Source organism: Stenotrophomonas maltophilia group sp. SKK55 (assembly GCF_057179845.1).
The window spans coordinates 104751-123577 of the sequence record NZ_JBXUHP010000003.1; the positions used below are offsets into that span (position 1 = coordinate 104751).

General features: G+C 68.7%; 17 protein-coding genes and 1 riboswitch. Of the genes, 8 read left to right on the forward strand and 9 right to left on the reverse strand.

Translation table 11 applies throughout. The features are described 5' to 3' along the window. Positions 1-13: 13 nt before the first annotated feature. The 3 genes from AC2A1N_RS01990 (at position 14) to gph (ending at position 2462) form a co-directional block, all read left to right on the forward strand. Entirely contained in the window at positions 14-943 is a 930-nt protein-coding gene (locus AC2A1N_RS01990; RefSeq protein WP_005415135.1) for a LysR family transcriptional regulator, read from the forward strand. Further along, positions 940-1731 carry a class I SAM-dependent methyltransferase gene (locus tag AC2A1N_RS01995; protein ID WP_061478644.1) on the forward strand — a complete coding sequence of 264 codons (792 nt, stop codon included), beginning with the start codon at positions 940-942 and terminating at the stop codon, positions 1729-1731. Before AC2A1N_RS01990 ends, AC2A1N_RS01995 begins: the two co-directional genes overlap by 4 nt. Before the next feature lie 62 nt (positions 1732-1793). Continuing rightward, positions 1794-2462, forward strand: coding sequence for a phosphoglycolate phosphatase (gene gph / locus AC2A1N_RS02000; RefSeq protein ID WP_242894362.1), 669 nt, complete (start codon positions 1794-1796; stop codon positions 2460-2462). A gap of 91 nt (positions 2463-2553) precedes the next feature. Here gph and btuB read toward each other — a convergent pair whose 3' ends face one another. Then, a complete protein-coding gene (gene btuB, locus AC2A1N_RS02005) occupies positions 2554-4395 on the reverse strand; it encodes a TonB-dependent vitamin B12 receptor (RefSeq protein WP_242894364.1) in 1842 nt (613 codons plus the stop codon). Between the two features lie 116 nt (positions 4396-4511). After that, positions 4512-4734, reverse strand: a riboswitch (cobalamin riboswitch). Between the two features lie 143 nt (positions 4735-4877). Between btuB and AC2A1N_RS02010 the strand changes: the two genes are divergently transcribed. After that, positions 4878-5456, forward strand: coding sequence for a histidine phosphatase family protein (locus tag AC2A1N_RS02010; protein WP_005415139.1), 579 nt, complete (start codon positions 4878-4880; stop codon positions 5454-5456). A gap of 89 nt (positions 5457-5545) precedes the next feature. Here the strand turns inward: AC2A1N_RS02010 and AC2A1N_RS02015 are convergent, their stop codons facing one another. Both AC2A1N_RS02015 and AC2A1N_RS02020 read right to left on the reverse strand, forming a co-directional pair. Next, positions 5546-5908 (reverse strand): TfoX/Sxy family protein, encoded by a 363-nt coding sequence (locus AC2A1N_RS02015; protein WP_061478647.1) that lies wholly within the window; start codon positions 5906-5908, stop codon positions 5546-5548. Beyond that, complete coding sequence (locus AC2A1N_RS02020) at positions 5905-6387, reverse strand: GAF domain-containing protein (protein ID WP_004140850.1); 483 nt, start codon at positions 6385-6387, stop codon at positions 5905-5907. Before AC2A1N_RS02020 ends, AC2A1N_RS02015 begins: the two co-directional genes overlap by 4 nt. Positions 6388-6455: 68 nt before the next feature. On the opposite strand from AC2A1N_RS02020, the gene bioD reads away from it, so the two are divergent. Next, on the forward strand, positions 6456-7139 hold the full coding sequence (bioD, locus tag AC2A1N_RS02025) for a dethiobiotin synthase (protein ID WP_061478648.1): 684 nt from the start codon (positions 6456-6458) through the stop codon (positions 7137-7139). Positions 7140-7217: 78 nt separating this feature from the next. On the opposite strand, the gene AC2A1N_RS02030 is transcribed toward bioD, so the two are convergent. From AC2A1N_RS02030 to msrB, 4 genes are all read right to left on the reverse strand, one after another. Beyond that, positions 7218-8669: an aminotransferase-like domain-containing protein gene (locus tag AC2A1N_RS02030; RefSeq protein WP_061478649.1), complete on the reverse strand. Its 1452-nt coding sequence runs from the start codon at positions 8667-8669 to the stop codon at positions 7218-7220. A gap of 172 nt (positions 8670-8841) precedes the next feature. After that, the gene (gene msrA, locus AC2A1N_RS02035; RefSeq protein WP_061480489.1) at positions 8842-9579 is read right to left on the reverse strand and encodes a peptide-methionine (S)-S-oxide reductase MsrA; all 738 of its coding nucleotides are present in this window, start codon (positions 9577-9579) and stop codon (positions 8842-8844) included. A 14-nt stretch (positions 9580-9593) separates the two neighbouring features. Beyond that, positions 9594-11366 (reverse strand): cytochrome c biogenesis protein DipZ, encoded by a 1773-nt coding sequence (locus AC2A1N_RS02040; RefSeq protein ID WP_484371370.1) that lies wholly within the window; start codon positions 11364-11366, stop codon positions 9594-9596. Positions 11367-11368: 2 nt separating this feature from the next. Beyond that, positions 11369-11941, reverse strand: a complete 573-nt coding sequence (gene msrB, locus AC2A1N_RS02045) for a peptide-methionine (R)-S-oxide reductase MsrB (RefSeq protein ID WP_005415145.1) — start codon at positions 11939-11941, stop codon at positions 11369-11371. Positions 11942-12086: 145 nt separating this feature from the next. Between msrB and AC2A1N_RS02050 the strand changes: the two genes are divergently transcribed. Both AC2A1N_RS02050 and AC2A1N_RS02055 read left to right on the forward strand, forming a co-directional pair. Continuing rightward, the gene (locus tag AC2A1N_RS02050; RefSeq protein ID WP_005415146.1) at positions 12087-12806 is read left to right on the forward strand and encodes a response regulator transcription factor; all 720 of its coding nucleotides are present in this window, start codon (positions 12087-12089) and stop codon (positions 12804-12806) included. Beyond that, positions 12803-14272, forward strand: a complete 1470-nt coding sequence (locus AC2A1N_RS02055; RefSeq protein ID WP_242894369.1) for a sensor histidine kinase — start codon at positions 12803-12805, stop codon at positions 14270-14272. The genes AC2A1N_RS02050 and AC2A1N_RS02055 overlap by 4 nt, the downstream gene beginning before the upstream one ends. On the opposite strand, the gene AC2A1N_RS02060 is transcribed toward AC2A1N_RS02055, so the two are convergent. Then, entirely contained in the window at positions 14269-15615 is a 1347-nt protein-coding gene (locus AC2A1N_RS02060) for an ATP-binding protein (protein ID WP_180866770.1), read from the reverse strand. The two genes, AC2A1N_RS02055 and AC2A1N_RS02060, sit on opposite strands and share 4 nt — an antisense overlap. Beyond that, the gene (locus AC2A1N_RS02065) at positions 15612-16301 is read right to left on the reverse strand and encodes a winged helix-turn-helix domain-containing protein (RefSeq protein WP_242894367.1); all 690 of its coding nucleotides are present in this window, start codon (positions 16299-16301) and stop codon (positions 15612-15614) included. Before AC2A1N_RS02065 ends, AC2A1N_RS02060 begins: the two co-directional genes overlap by 4 nt. Positions 16302-16650: 349 nt before the next feature. Here AC2A1N_RS02065 and asnB point away from each other — a divergent pair, with 349 nt between their 5' ends. Further along, positions 16651-18552 (forward strand): asparagine synthase (glutamine-hydrolyzing), encoded by a 1902-nt coding sequence (gene asnB / locus AC2A1N_RS02070; protein ID WP_154350186.1) that lies wholly within the window; start codon positions 16651-16653, stop codon positions 18550-18552. The last annotated feature ends 275 nt before the right edge of the window (positions 18553-18827 follow it).

Sequence of the window (18827 nt, forward strand, 5' to 3'; positions counted from 1 at the left end):
GTGGATCGAGCATATGGACCGATTGACCGCCATGACCGTGTTTGTCGAGGTGGCCGAGCGCGGCAGCCTCACCGCCGCCGCGGAAGTGCTGGACATGTCGCGGGCGATGGTCAGCCGCTACCTGGCCGAGGTCGAGGGCTGGCTGGGTGCACGCCTGCTGCACCGGACCACGCGCCGGGTCAGCCTGACCGGCCCGGGCGAGGCGGCGTTGGCGCGCTTCCGGCAGATGCTGGCGATCGGCGAAGAACTGCAGGGGGAGCTGGCCAGTGATGATCCCGAGCCGCACGGTACGCTGCGGGTGACCGCCAGCGTGTCGTTCGGGCAGAGCCACCTGGCACGGGCGGTGGCCGGTTTCGTCGCGCGCCATCCGGCGGCGCGCATCGAGCTGCTGCTGGTCGACCGCACGGTGAACCTGGTCGAGGAGCGCGTGGACCTGGCCGTGCGCATCGCGCGCCAGATCGACCCCAGCCTGATCGCGCGGCGGCTGGCTACCTGCCGCTCGGTGCTGTGCGCGACGCCGTCGTACCTGCAGGCGCGTGGCACGCCGACCGCGCCGGAGCACCTGGCCGCGCACAACTGCCTGACCCACCACTACGTCGGCAAGAGCCTGTGGCAGCTGCACCGCGATGGCCGTTCGCTGTCGGTGGCGGTGGGCGGCAACATCAGCGCCAACGAGGCCTCGCTGCTGCTGGAGGCGGTACGCGCCGGTGCCGGGATCGCCATGCTGCCGACCTACCAGGTGGCGCCACTGCTGCGCAGCGGCGAGCTGATCGAACTGCTGCCCGGATTCAGTCTGGACGAGCTCGGCATTCATGCCGTGTACGCGTCACGGCGCCAGCAGCCCGCTATCATGCGGCGATTCCTGGATTACCTGGCCGAGTGTTTCGCCAGCCCGGCCTTCCAGGATCTGGATTGGCGCCCACCGGGCAAGGAGAACACATGAACCATGGACAGGCCTTGATCGACCACAACCGTGCTGCCTGGGACCGCCAGGCCAGCGAAGTGCGCGAATGGTCGCGCCCGGTGGAGAGTTCAACCATTGCCGCCGCGCGCGAAGGCCGCTGGCAGGTGCACCTGACCCCACGCGCGCTGCCACTGGACTGGCTGGGCGACGTGCGCGGCCGCCGCATCCTGTGCCTGGCCTCGGGTGGTGGCCAGCAGGCCCCCGTGCTGGCCGCTGCGGGCGCCGACGTCACCGTGTTCGACCTGTCCGACGGGCAGCTGGAACAGGACCGCCGGGTCGCTGCGCGTGATGGACTGCAGCTGCGCACGGTGCAGGGCGACATGCGCGACCTGCACGTATTCGCCAACGACAGTTTCGACGTGGTGTTCCATCCGATCTCCAACCTGTACGTGCCCGACGTGCGCCCGGTGTGGACCGAATGCCGCCGCGTGCTGGCGCGCGATGGCATGTTGATGGCCAGTTTCTACAACCCGGTGCTGTTCGTCGGTGCACGTGATCCGCAGCTGGACGCACAGGGTTTGATCCGGCCGCAGTACGCCATTCCCTATTCGGACCTGGAAGACCTGCCCGCCGCAGAGCGTGAGGCGAAACTCGCCCGCGGTGATGCGCTGGCCTTTGGCCACAGCCTGACCGAACTGATCGGCGGGCAGCTGGATGCAGGCTTCGTGATTGATCGGTTCATGGAAGACTGGCAGCCGAAGCCGCGCTTCCTGATCGACCGTTACCTGCCCACCTTTCTGGCCACCCGCGCACGCAGGATCGGCTGAGGCGGATCCTGGAAAAAAACGCGGCGTACAATGGCCGCCCCACGTTGTACAGGCGTCGTCCCTTGTCGTATCCCTATCCGCTGGTCGTATTCGATCTCGATGGCACGCTGGTCGACAGCGCAGCTGACATCGCCGAAGCGCTGAACCGCACGCTGGAAGCCATCGGCATGGCGCGCGTGCCGGAAGCCACCGTGCTCGGCTGGATCGGCGACGGGGTGCGCCGCCTGGTCGAACAGGCCGTGCACGCCGCCGGTCGTGAGGTCGACCTGGCCGAGGTGATGCCGGTGTTCATGGTGCACTACCGTGAATGCCTGCTGCGCAGCCCGCGCCTGTTCGATGGCGTGGCCGACGCACTGGCGCAGCTGCGCGCGCGCGACGTGCCACTGGCGATCTGCACCAACAAGCCCGAAGCACTGGTGCCGCCGCTGCTGCAGCACCTGGGCATCGGTGATGCGTTCGCGCTGGTACTGGGCGGCGATTCACTGCCGCAGCGCAAGCCCAGCGGCGAACCGCTGCGGCATATCGCTGCGCACTTCGGGCTGCCGGTGCAGGCGTGCCTGATGGTGGGAGATTCGTTGACCGACTACCGCGCCGCCGAAGCTGCGGGCATGCCGATCGCGCTGGTGCGCTACGGCTATCCGCGCGGCCTGGACCTGGCCACCGCGCATGCGGTGGCGGTGATCGACGACCTGCGTGAACTGCCGGGGTTGACCGCCGGCGTCCCGGTGTAGAGCCGAGCCCATGCTCGGCTGCTTTGCTGCCTGAGCCGAGCATGGGCTCGGCTCTACAGAGAAAGCGCCGGGCAATGCCCGGCGCCCTCTTTCATTTCGCCTGGTAACGCACACTCAACTGGTACTCACGGCCCGGCTGGTTGAACCACGCCACCGTCTCATACCTGCGGTCGAACACGTTGGCGGCACGCGCCAGCAGCGACCACGACGGCGTCAGCGCGTACTCGGCGCGCAGATCCAGCGTGCCGTACCCCCCCACCTTCACCGCGTTGGCGGCATCGTCATAGCGCTTGCCCGCACCCTGAACCGTCAGGCCTGCGCGGAAGTCCCCGAAACGCCGGTCGATGTCAAAGCGCGCGGTGTGCTGTGCACGACGCGGCAGCCAGTTGTCGAACTGCGTGCTGCCGCCGGTGCGGTTGCGTGGGTCGGTGTAGCTCAGCTGGGCGTTGATGTCGAAGCCGGCCAGCAGCACGCCACCGGTCAGTTCGGCACCGCGGATGCGCGCCTTCTCCACCTGCTGCATCCTGAAGGTCGCCGCATCGTAGGTGATCAGATCATCGATGCGGGTTTCATAGACGTCCAGGCCCCAGTGCCAGCCCTGTCCCTGCTGCGAAACGCCCAGGTTGGCGCTCTTGGACTTCTCCGGGTTCAACGTCGGCACACCGCTCCACGGGTCATACAGGTCGCTGAAGGTCGGCGCCTTGAACGCGGTGCCGTAACTGGCATTGACACGCAGGCCGTGGCCGAGTTCCATCGCCCAGCCGAGGCTGCCCGTGGCGTGATTGCCGAACTGCTGGTTGTCGTCGTTGCGCGCGCTGGCCTGCAGCTGGTGGCGGCCGAAGCGTCCCTGGTACTGCACGAACACGCCGGTGTTGCGGCGGCTGTCGACCCGATATCCGGCACTGCTGCCATCCAGGTTGTCTTCGCTCCAGTCCACGCCGGTGCTCAGCAGCTGGCCTTCGGCCAAGGCGAAGTCACCCTGCAGCGAGGCACTGTCGCGGTGGGTCTGAGCGCTGCCACGGGCACCGAAGTCACCGAAGTTGTCCGACTCGTTGTCACCGCGCCCGACATTGGCGGTGAACGCCAGGCGTTCGGACGGGGTGTAGCGCACCTTGCCGGCCAGCACCTGCTGGCGGGTTTCCGAATAGTTGTAGTAGCCGTCGTAATGGTTCTTTCCGTCGGCACGCAATGCACTGCCTTCCACGTTCCATTGGTCGTTGAAGGTGTAGCCACCGCGCAGGCTCTTGGACAGGTTGCGGTAGCCATCGCGGTCATGTTCGTCGGCAAAGCAGCCGGTGAACAGCGTTGCCGAGCCGCGGCAGGCATCGATGCCATCGGAATGCTGGTAGGCGATGTCGGCGCCGAACCAGCCGCGTTCAGTCCCGCCACCGATCCCGCCGCTGGCTTCGCGCAGGCCGTTGCTGCCGCCACCGAGCTGGAAGTGCGGGGCGAAATCACCCTGGTTGCGGCGGGTGAAGATCTGGATCACGCCGCCAATGGCATCGGCGCCGTACAGGCTCGACTGCGGGCCACGCACGATTTCCACGCGCTCGATCTGCGCCAGCGGCAGGTCCTGGTACATCGCCAGGCCGAGGTCGGCACTGTTGATGCGCACGCCGTCGACCAGCACCACGGTGTGGCCCGAGTTGGTGCCGCGCAGGAACAGCGAGCTCTGCTTGCCGAGCCCACCGACATTGGCCAGGTTGATGCCGGCGCGGCCGCGCAGCAGTTCCTGCAGCGAGGTGGCCTGGCTGGATTCGATCTGCGCGCGGTCGATCACCTGGGCCGGCGCGATGCTGTCCTGCAGGGCGATCGGGGTGCGCGTGGCGGTGACCAGGATCTGGTCGAGCGCGGTGGTGTCATCGGCGGCCTGTGCCAGCGCGGGCAGGGCGGCCAGTACGGCCAGGGACAGCATTCGGGACTGCAGCTTCATGGGGGGACTCCAGGTGCCACGCACGCCCGCGTGGCGAAGGGGAGGAGCCGCGAAGGCAGGCACGCGCCGATGCCGCAGCGCACGCCACGGTCATCCAGCGCCATGCCCACCGCATCGCGACCTGAGGCTTCCGGGCCGGTCTCCGGGCTTGCCGCCGGGTGGCGCGAGGCCACCGTCCAGGCGCCTTCCCATGCCTGCGGCACAGTGGCGGTGTTGCCTGGAACTGACGTGCTTACCGTTGCGGGGGCAGCGCCGGCCTGGCGTGGCATCACGCGTCACCGGCTTCCCGTTTCAACCTGCCGGCCACGGCCGCAGGTCACCTGGAAGTGCGCGCAGTCTACGGCATCGCAGGCCGTCCCGTTGCGTCGCGCCTGCGCGGCTGCCTTTGCTGTGCCTTTAGAATGGTTGCTCGATCCCGTGGTGCCGTTACCGATGTCTGCCCGTTCTCCGCTGTACCTGCGCCGCCCGTCCGGGACGCACGCATGATCCTCGACCTGGTCCGCCACGCCGGCAACGGTCGCGATGAGTTCCTTGATGGCCGCAGCGATCCACCGCAGCTGGCCGGCCTGCCGCAAGAGCTGGTCGAGGCCTATGCCGAGCAACGCTGGGAGCGGGTGATCAGTTCACCGCGGTTGCGCGCGCTGCACACGGCGATGGCGCTGGCCACCCCACGCGGGCTGGACGTCGAAGCGGACGAGGAATGGGAAGAGCTGGATTTCGGCGATTGGGACGGGCAGTCGCTGTTCGACCTGCCGGAAGATGCGCTGGCCGCCTTCCACGCCGATCCGCATGCGTTCCCGCCGCCGAACGGCGAGAGCTGGGGACATTTCGAGCGGCGTATCGCGCGCGCGCTGGATCGCCTGCTCGATGATGATGATCCGGTGCCGACGCTGGTGGTCAGCCATGGTGGCCCGCTGCGCATGGTGTTGTCGCAGGTCTGCGGCCTGCCGATGTCGCTGTGCTGGGCCCTGCGCATCGACCACGGCACGCGCCTGCGGGTGTGGCTGGAGCGGGGCGAGGTCGGGCTGGTGGGCGAGCTGCTGGAACTGCAGCAGCCCTGAGCTGCTCTTGTAGAGCCGAGCCATGCTCGGCTGCACTTCGATCAGAAAGGCCAGCCGAGCGTGGGCTCGGCTCTACAGGAGGGCGCGGCTCAATCCTCGTCCGCGCGCTCGGTCACGCTGTCTTCCGCCTCATCGTCGGCATCGAAGCGCTGCTCATGCACCGGGCCCGACGCCGGGCCGGCCGCCTTCAGCGGATGCGCGGCGATGCGCGCCTCATAGTCCTGCACCAGCGCTTCACGCTGAGGCTCGCTCAGCTCCTGCCAGTGGCAGTCCAGCAATGCGCCTTCCAGCGAGTACAGCAGGTTCAGGCTGGGCTTGAAGCCGGCCCGCTTGACCTTGACGAAGGCGCCGACTGCGCCGATCGCAACCAGGTCCTCGCGGCTGCGCAGCCCGACCTGGCGCAGCCAGGCTGCACTCTTCGGGCCGATGTTGCGCAGCTTCGGTGCGCTCATCCCAGTGCCTCGACGAACACGCGGGCGATGGCTTCCAGGCCGGCCTGATCGTCGGCGTCGAAGCGGCCGACCTTCGGGCTGTCGATATCGAACACGCCGATCAGTTCATCGCCGCGCAGCAGCGGCACCACCAGCTCCGAACGCGAGGCCGAATCGCAGGCGATGTGGCCGGGGAAGGCATCGACGTCGTCCACGCGCTGGGTTACGCGCTGGCTGGCGGCGGCACCGCACACACCCTTGTCCAGCGGGATGCGCACGCAGGCCGGCAGGCCCTGGAACGGGCCAACCACCAGTTCCTTGCCGTCATACAGATAGAAGCCCACCCAATTCAGGTCGGGCAGGGCGTGATAGACCAGTGCGGAGAGGTTGGCCGCGTTGGCGATGCGGTCGGACTCGGCGTAGACCAGGCCACGGGCCTGTTCCAGCAGCTGGGCGTATTGTTCCGGCTTGCTGCCGGTGAGCGAGGCATTGGCGAACATGCCCGCAGTCTAGCAAGTGCACCGGGCCGGCGATAATGCACACACTGTTGCCCTGTTGGAGCCCATCGATGCCGTTGCCCGCTACGCTGCCGCCCGCCCTGTTCGTTACCGGCACCGATACCGAAATCGGCAAGACCGCGGCCAGCACCGCGCTGCTGCATGCACTGCGCCAGCGTGGCCTGCGTGCAGTGGGCATGAAGCCGGTGGCCAGCGGCAGCGAGGATCTGGGGCAGGGCCTGCGCAACGAGGACGCGCTGGCGCTGCAGGCGGCCAGCTGGCCAGTGCCGGACTATGCCGATCTGAATCCCTATGCGCTGCGGCAGCCACTGGCACCGGAGCTGGCCGCTGCCGAGGACGGCGTGCAGGTGGAGCTGGCGCCGATCGTGGCCGCGTTCGAACGCCTGCGCGCGAAGGCCGATATCGTCGTGGTGGAGGGCGTGGGCGGTTGGCTGGCGCCGGTCTCGGCCACGCTGGACCAGCTCGACCTGGTGCGTGCGCTGCAGCTGCCGGTGCTGCTGGTGGTAGGCATGCGGCTGGGCTGCGTCAACCACGCGCGGTTGACTGCGCAATCGCTGCAGGCCAGCGGCGTGGACTGCCTGGGCTGGATCGGCAACCACATCGACCCGGCGATGCAGCGCCAGGACGAGAACATCGCCACGCTGCAGCAGCGCCTGCCGATGCCGTGCTGGGGACGGCTGCCGCATCTGCCGGGGGCGGATGGTCAGATCCTGAGTACGCACCTGCTCGACTGACCTGCTTCCTGTAGAGCCGAGCCCACGCTCGGCTCAGCGGGGACCGTCAGCGAAGGGCAGCCGAGCGTAGGCTCGGCTCTACAGGAGCTGGCGCACTGCCAGCTCCCGCGCGATCGCACCCAGCCGTTCCACCGCACCGATGAAGCGTGCATCCAGGCTCTGGCAGCACGACAGCCGCAGGCAGTGGCGATAGCGCGCGCCACGCGAATAGACCTGGCCGGGCATGAACACGATGTCCTCCTGCAGCGCTCGCTCGAACAGCTCGCGCGTGTCCACGCCCGGCAGTTCCAGCCACAGCAGGAATCCGCCCTGTGGTTCGGTGGCGCGGGTGCCTGCCGGGAAATGCTCGGCTACCAGCTGGCGCAGCCGTCCCACCTGTTCGCGGTACAGGCGGCGCATGCGATGCAGATGGTGCTCGTAGCTGCCTGCTTCCAGATACGCGGCCACCGCATCGCCGAGCAGCTGCGGCTCACCGCCGGTGGACTGGAACTTCAGCAGCGCGATGCGCTCTGCGAAGCGACCGCCATCCAGCCAGCCGATGCGGTAATCCGGCGCCAGTGTCTTTGAGAAGCCACCGACCACCATCACCCAGCCATCGCGATCGAAGGCTTTCAGCAAGGGTGCCGGCGGTTCGCAGAACTGCAGCTCGGCGTACACCGCATCCTCGATCAGGGGCAGCTGCCGTGCGTTGACCAGCTCGGCCAGGCGTTGTTTGGCGGCGGTCGGCATGGTGCAGCCGAGCGGGTTGTGCACGGTCGGCATCACCACCAGTGCGGCCAGTGGCGTGTGCTCCAGCAGCGCATCCAGTGCATCCACATCCAGCCCGTGCTGCGGGTGGGTGGGCAACTCGATGGCCTGCAGGCCGAGGTTGGCCAGCAACGGATACAGGTTGAAGTAGGACGGCGCCTCGATGCCCACTGCGTCACCGGGCTGGGTGACCGCGCGCAACGCCAGCTGCAGGCCTTCCATCGCACCATGGGTCAGCAGGAGTCGCTCGGCGTGGGTGTGCAGGCCCATGCGCGGACTGCGGCGCACGATCTGCGCCAGCAGCCGGGGGGAGCCGTTGGGTCTCGCATAGGTCTCCACCGTCTGCTGGCCGTGGCGCAGCACCTGCGCGGTATGCCGGGCCAGCTGCGCGCCGGGATAGAACTGGCGACCACGTGGGCCGGCGAAGGCCAGGTCGACCACACCCGGTCGGCGCTGCGCTTCCAGTACCCGGGCCATCAGCACCTGCTGCAGCGGCGCGGTGGGCGCGGACGGGGTGTCGCGCAGCGAACGCTCCGGCACCGACAGCCGCGGCGCGACTTCGAAGCCCGCCTTCGGCCGCGGAATCACCAGCCCGGCATCTTCCAGCTGGCGATATGCCGCGATCACCGTGTTGAGGCTGAGCCTGCGCTGCGACGCCATCTGCCGCAGCGAAGGCAGGCGGCTGCCGACCGGAAGGCGACCGCCGTGGATGGCCTCGGCCAGTTCGTCGGAGAGCCGCTGGTAGCGTGGAGGGATCATCGTGACCTGGTCATCTGTATCCATCGAACATCCCGCCATCTGGTTCTGTACCCATGATGATGGCGAGCCTAGCATGTCGTCGTCGGCCGGGCCTGATCGGGGCGTGGCCGGCGCATTCCAAGCGCACGGCGGGACCGCCGTGCGTCTTTTTTTGGTGTGTAGAGCCGAGCACCGATCAGCCCCAGGGGAAATGCCGTCAGCGCATCGGCACCAGCACCGCCTCGCGCCGGTACAGCGCTGGGAACTGCTTGGCCAGGGCCACCAGCTTCGGTGCGTCGTAGTAGCGGATGTAGGCGGCCTGCGGGTAGTTGGTCATGTAGTTCTGGTGGTAGCTCTCGGCCGGGTAGAAGCGCTGGCCGCTGACCAGCTGGGTGACGATCGGTGCGCGGTAGCTGCCGGCCTGGCCGAGCTGGGCGATGTAGGCACGGCTGGCCGCCTGCTGGCGGGCGTCATCACTGAAGATCGCCGAGCGATACTGGCTGCCGTGGTCCGGACCCTGGCGGTTGAGCTGGGTCGGGTCGTGCGCGACCGAGAAGAACACCTGCATCAGCTGTCCATAGCTGACCTGGCGCGGGTCGTAGTCAATCTTTACGGCTTCGGCATGGCCGGTCTGGCCACCGCTGACGCGCTCATAGCGGGCATTGGCTGCACTGCCACCGATATAGCCGGACACCGCATTGCTCACGCCCTTGACGTGCTGGAACACGCCCTGCACGCCCCAGAAGCAACCGCCGGCAAACACCACGCTGGCGTGGGTGGCGTCATCGCGGAACGCCGCATCGCCGGTGGGGGCCGGCAGTGCCTGGATCTGCGCGCTGGCTTCGACCGGCGCCGCAGCCGCGCCGTGATCGACCAGCAGCACCCCGGCAATCAATGCCATGGCCACCAGGCCGGCAACACCGGCGGCGATGCCCTGTTCAAAGGAGAGTTTCATCATGTGCTCCCGGTTCAACCGAAGGTGAAGGCATAGGCCTGCACGCCCGCATCGAGGAATTCGATCTCGAAGCGATGCGGGCCGACCGTGCCGCGCTGGCGGACCAGCTGGTACAGGCGATGCTCGTCGACCACGCCACTGCCATCGGCGCCGACATCACTACCGGCATCGGCAGCGGGCAGCGCCTTGCCATCCAGCCAGACGCGGAAGCGCACCGGCGTGCCGTCGCGGCTGGGCGCCAGCACCAGGTGCAGGTCACGCGCATGGAACTGGAAGGCAATGCGGCCACCGGCCTGCTGCAGCTGTGCGGCTTCATCGGTGACGGTCCAGCGCCCCGACAGTCCCCATTGGTTCAGCGCCAGTGTCGTCGGCAAGGAGTAGTCGAACGCGGCATCACTGCGCTGCCCACCGGGCGAGGCGAACTGCTCGGCACGGGCGTGGCCCAGATAGGTTTCCGGCGAGCGCAGATTGCCCATGTCGGCCTGCGCAGCCACGCCCTTCAGATCGGCGGCGGCGGCCGGATCGGCCGGCGGCGGCAGGTTCGTCTGGCCGGCCTCGGTCAGCAAGCGACGGATCACCTGTTCCGAACGCGCATAGTTGCCCTCGCCGAACTGGTGGCTGCGGATGTTGCCCTGCGCATCAACGAAGTACTGCGCCGGCCAGTAGCGGTTGTTGAACGCGCGCCAGATCGTGTACTGGTTGTCGAGCGCCACCGGGTACTCGACCTTCAGCTGCTGCACCGCCTTCATCACGTTGCGCGGGTCACGCTCGAAGGCGAACTCCGGCGTGTGCACGCCGATCACCACCAGGCCGTGGTCGCGGTAGCGGCGCTCCCATTCGTGCACGAACGGCATCGCACGCAGGCAGTTGATGCAGGAGTAGGTCCAGAAGTCGACCAGTACCACCTTGCCGCGCAGCTGCTGGGCCGTCAGCGGTGGGCTGTTGAGCCAGCCGGTGGCCCCGTCCAGCGCGGGCAGGGTTCCCTCGACCGGCAGCGGTGCATCGCCAGCGGCGTTGGCACCGGCCATCATCATCATCGGTGGTGCCGACGGCTGCGCGCCGGGTACCGCGTCCAGCAGGCCCTGCTCGATACGCGCGGTGCTGACCGTGGAAAGACGGGTCAGCAGGCCGGTATCCCAGCCCAGGCCGATCGCCACCACTGCCAGCAAGGCGGCCACGCCCAGCACCTTGCGCAGTACATCGCCGAGGCCAAGCCGCGCCTGCAGCGCACGGAACACGCGGCCGCCCACCCACACCGCCAGTGCCAGCGCGGTGATCGCGCCCAGCGCATACGCCAGCAGCAGGGCACTGGTACCCACGCTGGCACCATGCAGGGCGGCACCGGTCAGCACCAGGCCGAGGATCGGACCGGCGCATGGCGCCCACAGCAGGCCGGTGGCGATGCCGATCAGCAGCGAGGTCCACGCGCCGCCGCGCCCAGCGGCATCCGCGGCATCGGCGCGCGCGCTCAGACGGGCACCCACGCGCTGGAACGGCGCCAGCAGATGGTCGGCCAGTCGTGGCCACAGCAGGGCGACCGCGAACAGCGCCATCAGCAGCAGGGCGATCCAGCGCCCGACCTGGTTGGCCTGTGCCACCCATTGGCTGCCCACCGCGGCCAGGCTGGCAACCACGGTGAAGGTGAGCGCCATGCCCAGCAGCAGCGGCAGCGTGCTGCGCAGGAACGGACGGTCGGCACGCGCGAACACGAACGGCAGCACCGGCAGGATGCAGGGACTGAGCAGGGTCAGCGCGCCCCCCAGGTAGGCAAGCAGCAACAGCAGCATCGTCAGGCTCCGGAAACAGGGGAAGAACCGACCGGCACCCGCCAGCCGTCGGCAGTGCCATCCGTGGCGCCGGGAACGAACACCATCGCCGCACCGTTCATGCAGTAGCGCAGCCCGGTCGGGCGTGGGCCATCGTTGAACACATGGCCGAGGTGGCCGCCACAGCGACGGCAGTGCACCTCCACCCGCAGCATCCCGAAAGTGACGTCGCGGTCTTCGCCGATGGCGTTGTGCAGCGGCGCCCAGAAGCTGGGCCAGCCGGTGCCGCTCTCGAACTTGGTGGACGAGGAAAACAGCGGCAGCGCACAGCCGGCACACGCGAAGGTGCCCTGGCGGTGTTCCTTGTTGAGCGGGCTGCTCCACGGCCGTTCGGTGGCCTGCTGGCGCAGCACCGCGTACTGCGCCGGGGTCAGGCGCTGGCGCCAGTCGGCATCGCTGTGCATGACCTCGAACTGTCGCGACGGGCGCGCTTCGGCGGCGGCGGGGGCGGCGCGGCTGCAGGCCCCAAGGCCGAGCAGGCCGGCGGCGGTAGCAACACCGCCCAGGCCCAGCAGATGGCGGCGGGACAAGGACATGGCGGACTCCGGGAAGGGGGTGACGGGGCCATGCTGCGCCCGCCCGGGTCAACGAATCCTCACGCAGGATTCAATTTTTCGTGAGGTATCGGCGGCCGTCCCGCGCCACAATGCAACCCGCCTCCCCACTGGCCTTGAGCTGACGATGTCGACCAAACGCGTGCTGATTGTTGAAGACGATGCCCACATCGCCGACCTGCTGCGCATGCACCTGGGCGATGAGGGCTACGACGTCGCCCATGCTGCCAGCGGCGATGCCGGCCTGCGCCTGCTCGAGCAGGAAGGTCCCTGGGACGCGCTGGTGCTGGACGTGATGCTGCCCGGCGTGGACGGCCTGCAGGTGTGCCAGCGCGCACGCGCGATGGCGCGGTATGTGCCGATCATCATCATCAGTGCGCGCGGCAGCGAAACCCAGCGCATCGTCGGCCTGGAACTGGGCGCGGATGATTACCTGGCAAAACCCTTCTCGATGCCGGAACTGGTGGCACGCGTGCGCGCGCTGCTGCGCCGCGCCGAGGCGATGGCGCAGAGCGCACGCATCGATGCCGGCGCGATCGAACTGGGGGGACTGCAGCTGGACCCGGTCGCGCGCACCGCCTCGGTGGATGGCAATCCATTGGAGCTGACCCCGCGCGAGTTCGACCTGCTGTTGTTCTTTGCCCGTCACCCGGACCAGGTGTTCGCGCGCATGGAACTGCTCAACCAGGTCTGGGGCTACCAGCACGATGGCTACGAGCATACGGTCAACACCCATATCAACCGCCTGCGCAGCAAGATCGAGCCCGATCCGGCCAATCCGCGGCGGCTGCTGACGGTGTGGGGCCGTGGCTACAAGCTGGTCGACCCGGCCGGAGCGGCGGCATGATCAAGCCGAACCTTTGGCAGAAGCTGGCAGTGGTGACCGCCGCGCTGATGCTGACGTGCTGCATGGCGCTGCTTGCACTGCAGATGCGTGCCAATACCCGCCACGAGCAGGAGGTGGTACAGCGGTTGTCGCTGGGCCTGGCCGAGCACATCGCCCAGCGCAGCGAGCTGATGGATACCAGCGGCATGCGCGACGCCGCGGTGCGCGCGCTGTTCGGCCAGTTGATGGCGGTCAACCCCAGCGTCGAGGTCTACCTGCTGGACGACCAGGGCCGCATCCTCGGCCACGATGCGCCCAGTGGGCACCTGGTGCGAAACCGGGTGGACGTGGCGCCGCTGCGCCGCCTGCTGGCCGGTGCGCCGTTGCCGATCCTCGGCGATGACCCGCGCAGCGCGAATGGCCGCAAGGTGTTCAGCGCGGCACCTCTGATCGTGCAGGGCCGGCCGGCGGGCTACGTGTACGTGGTGCTGGTCGGCGAGCACCGGCAGATGCTGGCCGACGATCTTGCCGCCGGCAGCCAGTGGAACACCACGCTGTGGTCGGTGGTGCTGGTCGGTGGCCTCGGCCTGCTGGCCGGGCTGGTGGCGTTCTACTGGGTGACCCGTCCGCTGCGGCGGCTGACCCGGCGCATCCAGGCCTTCGACATCGACGCACCCACGCCGTTGCCACCGCCGGAGCCGCTGCGCCCCGGTGAGCGCGACGAGCTGGTGATCCTCGAACACGCGCACGCGCAGATGGCGCAGCGGCTGGGCGAGCAGTGGCAGCAGCTGCGCCAGCAGGACCTGCAGCGCCGCGAACTGGTCGCCAACATCTCGCACGACCTGCGCACGCCGCTGTCGTCGCTGCATGGCTACCTGGAAACGCTGGCGTTGAAGGACGCCACGCTGTCAGCGGAAGAGCGCCGCCGCTATCTCGGCATCGCGCTGGCACAGAGCGCCAAGGTCGGCCGGCTGGCGCGCGCGCTGTTCGAGCTGGCGCGGCTGGAGCATGGCGAAGTGCGGTTGGAGTGGGAGGTGTTCGCACTACCGGAGCTGCTGCAGGACGTGCTGCAGAAGTTCGAACTGGCGGCACAGGCGCGGGGCCAGCAGCTGCACGCGGCGTTCCCGCCGGGCCTGCCGCTGGTGCGCGCCGACCTGGGCCTGGTCGAACGGGTGTTGACCAACCTGCTCGACAACGCGCTGCGCCATGCACCCGACGGTGGGCAGATCGAGGTGCGCCTGCGTGCGACTCCCGACAGCGTGGAGGTCAGCGTGGCCGATGACGGCCCAGGGGTCGCGCCGGCGTTGCGCACCCAGCTGTTCCAGGCACCGGCCGCGCTGGGAGCGCGGCGCGGCGAGAACGGCGGATTGGGGCTGTTGATCGTGCAGCGCATCGTGCAGCTGCACGGCCGCCGCATCGAACTGCGCGACAGCGAGCGTGGCGCGCTGTTCGTGTTCGCCTTGCCGCGTGCGGAACCGGCGGCCTAGCAGGCCGCTTCGCATTCGACGATGCCGCCGTTTTCCAGCGGCAGGCGCAGGCGGATGCAGGCACCGCCCAGCGCCGAATCGGTCACTTCGACGTGGCCGCCATGCTTGTCGGCCACCACCTGCACCAGCGCCAGGCCGAGGCCGAAGCCGGGACTGCCCGGGTCCAGCCGGACATAGGGCTGCAGCACCTGGCCGCGCAGTTCGGGTGCGATGCCGGGGCCGTCGTCCTCCACCTGCAGGCATAGCCAGCCGTCATTGACGGTGCTGGCAATACGGATCTGCCGGCGCGCATAACGCAGTGCATTGCCGAGCAGGTTGCGCAGTGCCAGCTCCAGCATGTGCCGGTTGACGTTGACCAGGCCCACCGGCGACAGCGCCTGCTGCACCGGCATCGGCAGCGGCGCGAACTGGGCGACCACGCCACGTACCAGCGCCGCCAGCTGCAGGCGCTGGCGGGTCGGCTGATGGCAGCGGCCCAGTGCGGCGTACTCGACGCCGGCATCGGTCAGGTGCTGCAGCCGATCCACATCGGTGCGCAATCCGCCCAGTGCATCGCGCTGCCCATCATCGAGCGCGGTGTCCTCCAGGTCGGCCAGGCCGAAACGCATCCGCGCCAATGGCGTGCGCACTTCGTGCGCCACCGCCTGCGCCAGCACACGCTGGCTTTCCAGCAGCTGCTGCAGCTGCTCGGCCATGTGGTTGAAGGCATTGGCCAGTGGCCGCACCAGCGCGGTGCCCGCACGCGGCGCTCGCGTGTCCAACTGGCCATCGCGCATCTGCCTGGCCGCCTGTGCCAGCTGCGAGACGTCGCGCCACAACCGATAGACCATCACGTACATCGGCAGTGCCACCGCCACCATCAGGATCAGCAGCAGGATCGCCACGCCGGACACTTCGCTGTCCTGCCAGCCCTCGTCCGGCAGCGCTTCGTCCAGCGGCCCCAGCATCACCGCGTAGTCGCTGTCACCGATGCGCTGCAGGCTGCGCATGTGCTCCAGGTCGATCTGCACGCGGCCGTTGTTGAACGGCGGACGTTGGCTGGCCGGCAACGCCCTCACTGCCTCAGCCAGCGGCACCATGCGCAGCGCGTAGGCGAAATCGGCGTCGAGTTCGCGTGCCAGCACCGGCCACTGGTCGCGCGGGGTTTCGGCGAAACGGTGCTGCAGCAGCGCATGGGTGCCACGCATCTCGGCCTGCAGACCAGCTTCCGTGCGGTCTTCCAGCAGGGCATCCCAGGCCCACAGGCCCAGCACGATCAACAACAGGTGGGCGACCAGGAAGCCGACGCCGTAGCGCAGGAAGTGGAAGGCGTGGCCGCGCATCGCCGAGGGCGTGCGCTTCATCCCCATGCCGAGCGGCTGAACAGGTAGCCGCGGCCACGGACGGTCTTGATCCGTTCCGGCTGCTCGGGGTTGTCGCCCAGTTTGCGGCGCAGGCGCGAGATGCGGGCATCGATCGAACGGTCCAGGCCGTCGAAGGCGATGCCACGCAGGCCGCGCAGCAGCGCGTCGCGGTCCAGGATCTGGCCGGCGTTGCTGGCCAGCAGGAACAGCAGGTCGAACTCGGCCGTGGTCAGCTCCAGCAGGCTGCCCTGCAGGTGCACGTTGCGTGTGGACGGGTCGATGTTCAGCTCGCCGAAGCGCAGGCTGCCGTCACGCGGTTCGACCCGGCGGTGGCGGCGCAGGTGGGCGCGCAGCCGCGCCAGCAGCACCCGCGGTTCGATCGGTTTGCCGATGTAGTCGTCGGCCCCCAGCTCCAGTCCCAGAACCTGGTCGATGTTGTCAGTGCGGGCGGTCAGCAGGCAGATGATGCCGTCATAGTGAGGGCGGATCTGCCGACACACTTCGAAACCATCCTGGTCGGGCAGGCCGACATCGAGCAGCACCAGCGCCGGCTTTTCGGCCAGGATCCGGGCCACTGCCCGCTCGCCGCTGCGTTCATGGGCGACCTGGTAGCCATGCCGCTGCAGGTAGTCACTGACCATCGTTCCCAGGCGGGCATCGTCTTCGACCAGTACGATATCCAGCATTTCCAAGGCCTCCGTAGGCGCAGACGTACCGCCACGGCACGAGCGCGGCGATGCTATCCCAGCCATCGGGCCGCCCGGGTGCCGGGGGCGGGCGCCATTCAGCCGGGGTTGCTGGCGCACGGGCCGGGTCTCAGTCCCGGCAACGACTTGCCGCCCAGCATAGCCTGTCGCTGTTACAAAACGTTACCTTCGTGATACGGCGGGTGACGATCGCTGACAGCAAAGCGACTGACGCGGCGGGGCCTGCGGCCGAGCATGGAGTCTCCTCCGCTCCGCGTGCCGTCCCCATGTCGCCCGCCGCCCCCTGCCTGCTGAACCCGTCCCGCCGCCGCCAGTGCGGAGGCGCCCGATGAGCGGCGTGGTCGGGGCCTGGCTGCCGCCCGCCGAGGACGAACTCCTGCTGCAGCAGCTGGCGCCAATGCTGCGCGCCCTGCAGCAGCGCGGCCGGGGGCGCATCGGCTACTGGACCGACGCCGAGGCCGGCCTCGCGCTGGGCCACTGCCGGGCGCCGACCGATACGCCGTTGCAGCCGCTCAGCTCGGACTGCGGTCGCTACGTGCTGTGCCTGGACGGCCGCCTGTACAACCGCGCTGACCTGCAGGCGCAGTTGCGCGATCTGCCACGCAGCTGCAGCGATGCACGGCTGCTGCTGCAGGCGATCGTCGAATGGGGCGTGCAGCGGGCGCTGGCGCGTATCGAGGGCGCCTTCGGTTTCAGTGTCTGGGACCGCGAGTCGCGCGTGCTGTGGCTGGCCCGTGATCCGGTGGGCGAGCGGCCGCTGTATTACGGCTGGTGCCAGGGCCGGTTTCTGTTCGCCTCGGAGTTGAAGGCGCTGCAGGCTTTCGCCGGGTTCGCCCCGAGCATCGACCAGGATGCGCTGAGCCTGCTGCTGCGCCACGACTATGTGCCGGCGCCGCACACCATCTACCGCGGCATCCACAAGCTGGTGGCGGGCGCGATGCTGCGCATCGATCTCAGCGACCATGCCGCGGGTTGCTCCAGCCAGGCCGCGCAGGGGGGCGCGCGTTACTGGTGCGCACGCGAAGCAATGCAGCGTGCACTGCAGGAGCCGGTGCAACCGGCGCCGAGCCTGGAACAGGCCACCGATCAGCTTGAGGCGGTACTTCAGAAAGCCATCGCTTCACGCATGCACTCGCCGCTGGCCTGTGGCGCGTTCCTGTCCGGTGGCACCGACTCGTCGCTGGTGACCGCGATGATGCAGGCGCAATCCAACCTGCCGATCGAAGCATGGACGGTCGGCTTCGATGATCCGGGACATGACGAGAGCGACTGGGCGTCGCAGGTCGCGCGCCATCTGGGTGTGCAGCATCACCTGCACCGCATGGACGCGCGCCAGGGCCTGGATCTGCTGCAGCGCCTGCCGCAGGTCTGGTGCGAACCGTTCGCCGACGCGTCGCAGCTGCCGACGCTGCTGGCCAGTGAACTGCTGGGGGCACGCAAGCCGGTGGCGCTGACCGGTGACGGTGGCGATGAACTGTTCTTCGGCCACCCCAGCTATGGCCGCGCGCTGCGCAATGCGCGCCTGTGCGGCGGCTTGCCGGACTGGGTACGCGACCTGGCGCGGCGCAGCGGCAACCGCATGAACGCTGAGCGTGGTCGCCTCGGAGGATGGCGTGCATTGGTGGCCGAGGTTGCTGCCAACGATGTGGAAGGCCACTACCTGCAGCGGGTGACCCGATGGCGGCAGCCGGCGCAGGTGGTGCTGGGCGCGCGTGAACCGGTGACGATCTTCCAGCAGCAGGACACGGCGCTGCCGGCCGAAGCGCGCATCCAGTTGCTGGATTTCCGCATGGACCTGGCCGAGGGCATTCTCGCCAAGGTTGACCGTGCGGGCATGGCGGCGGGCGTTGAAACCCGTGCGCCGCTGCTGGACATGGAGGTGGTGCGACTGGCCTGGCGCCTGCCGCAGCACCTGAAGTACCACGATGGCGAACACAAACTGATTCTGAAGCACCTGTTGGCACGCTACCTGCCCGAGCCGCTGGTGTACCGTCCCAAGCGCGGCTTTGGCCCGCCGATGGCGCGCTGGCTGGCCGGTCCATTGCGCGATTGGGCGGAGGCGCTGCTGGACCCGCAGCTGCTGCGCAACCAGGGCTGTTTCGATGCGGCGCGCGTGCGCGGCATCTGGGAAGCGTTCCTGCGCGGCGAGCGCAAGTGGCACACGCACCTGTGGAACGTGCTGATGTTCCAGGCGTGGCACCAGCACTGGCACGGTGGTCGCGGGCGCTGAGGTTCCTTTGCGGTGTGTTCTGCGTGGCGCAGGGCGGAGACCCTTGCGTACGAATGTCCTCCGGCGCTTTATTGAAGACAGCCTGCTCGGTGCCTTGGCCGCCGCAAGCCGAACCTCGTCGGGACGGGCAGGGGTCTGGGCAAAGTAAAGGAGGAGGTGACGGCCAACGGCCGACGCCGGGGGACATTTGCCCAGACCCCTGCCTGCCCCGGCGGGGCCGTTCAACTCGCGGCGAATCGAAACGAAGGCACGCGTGCGGTGGGTTCATTCTGCGT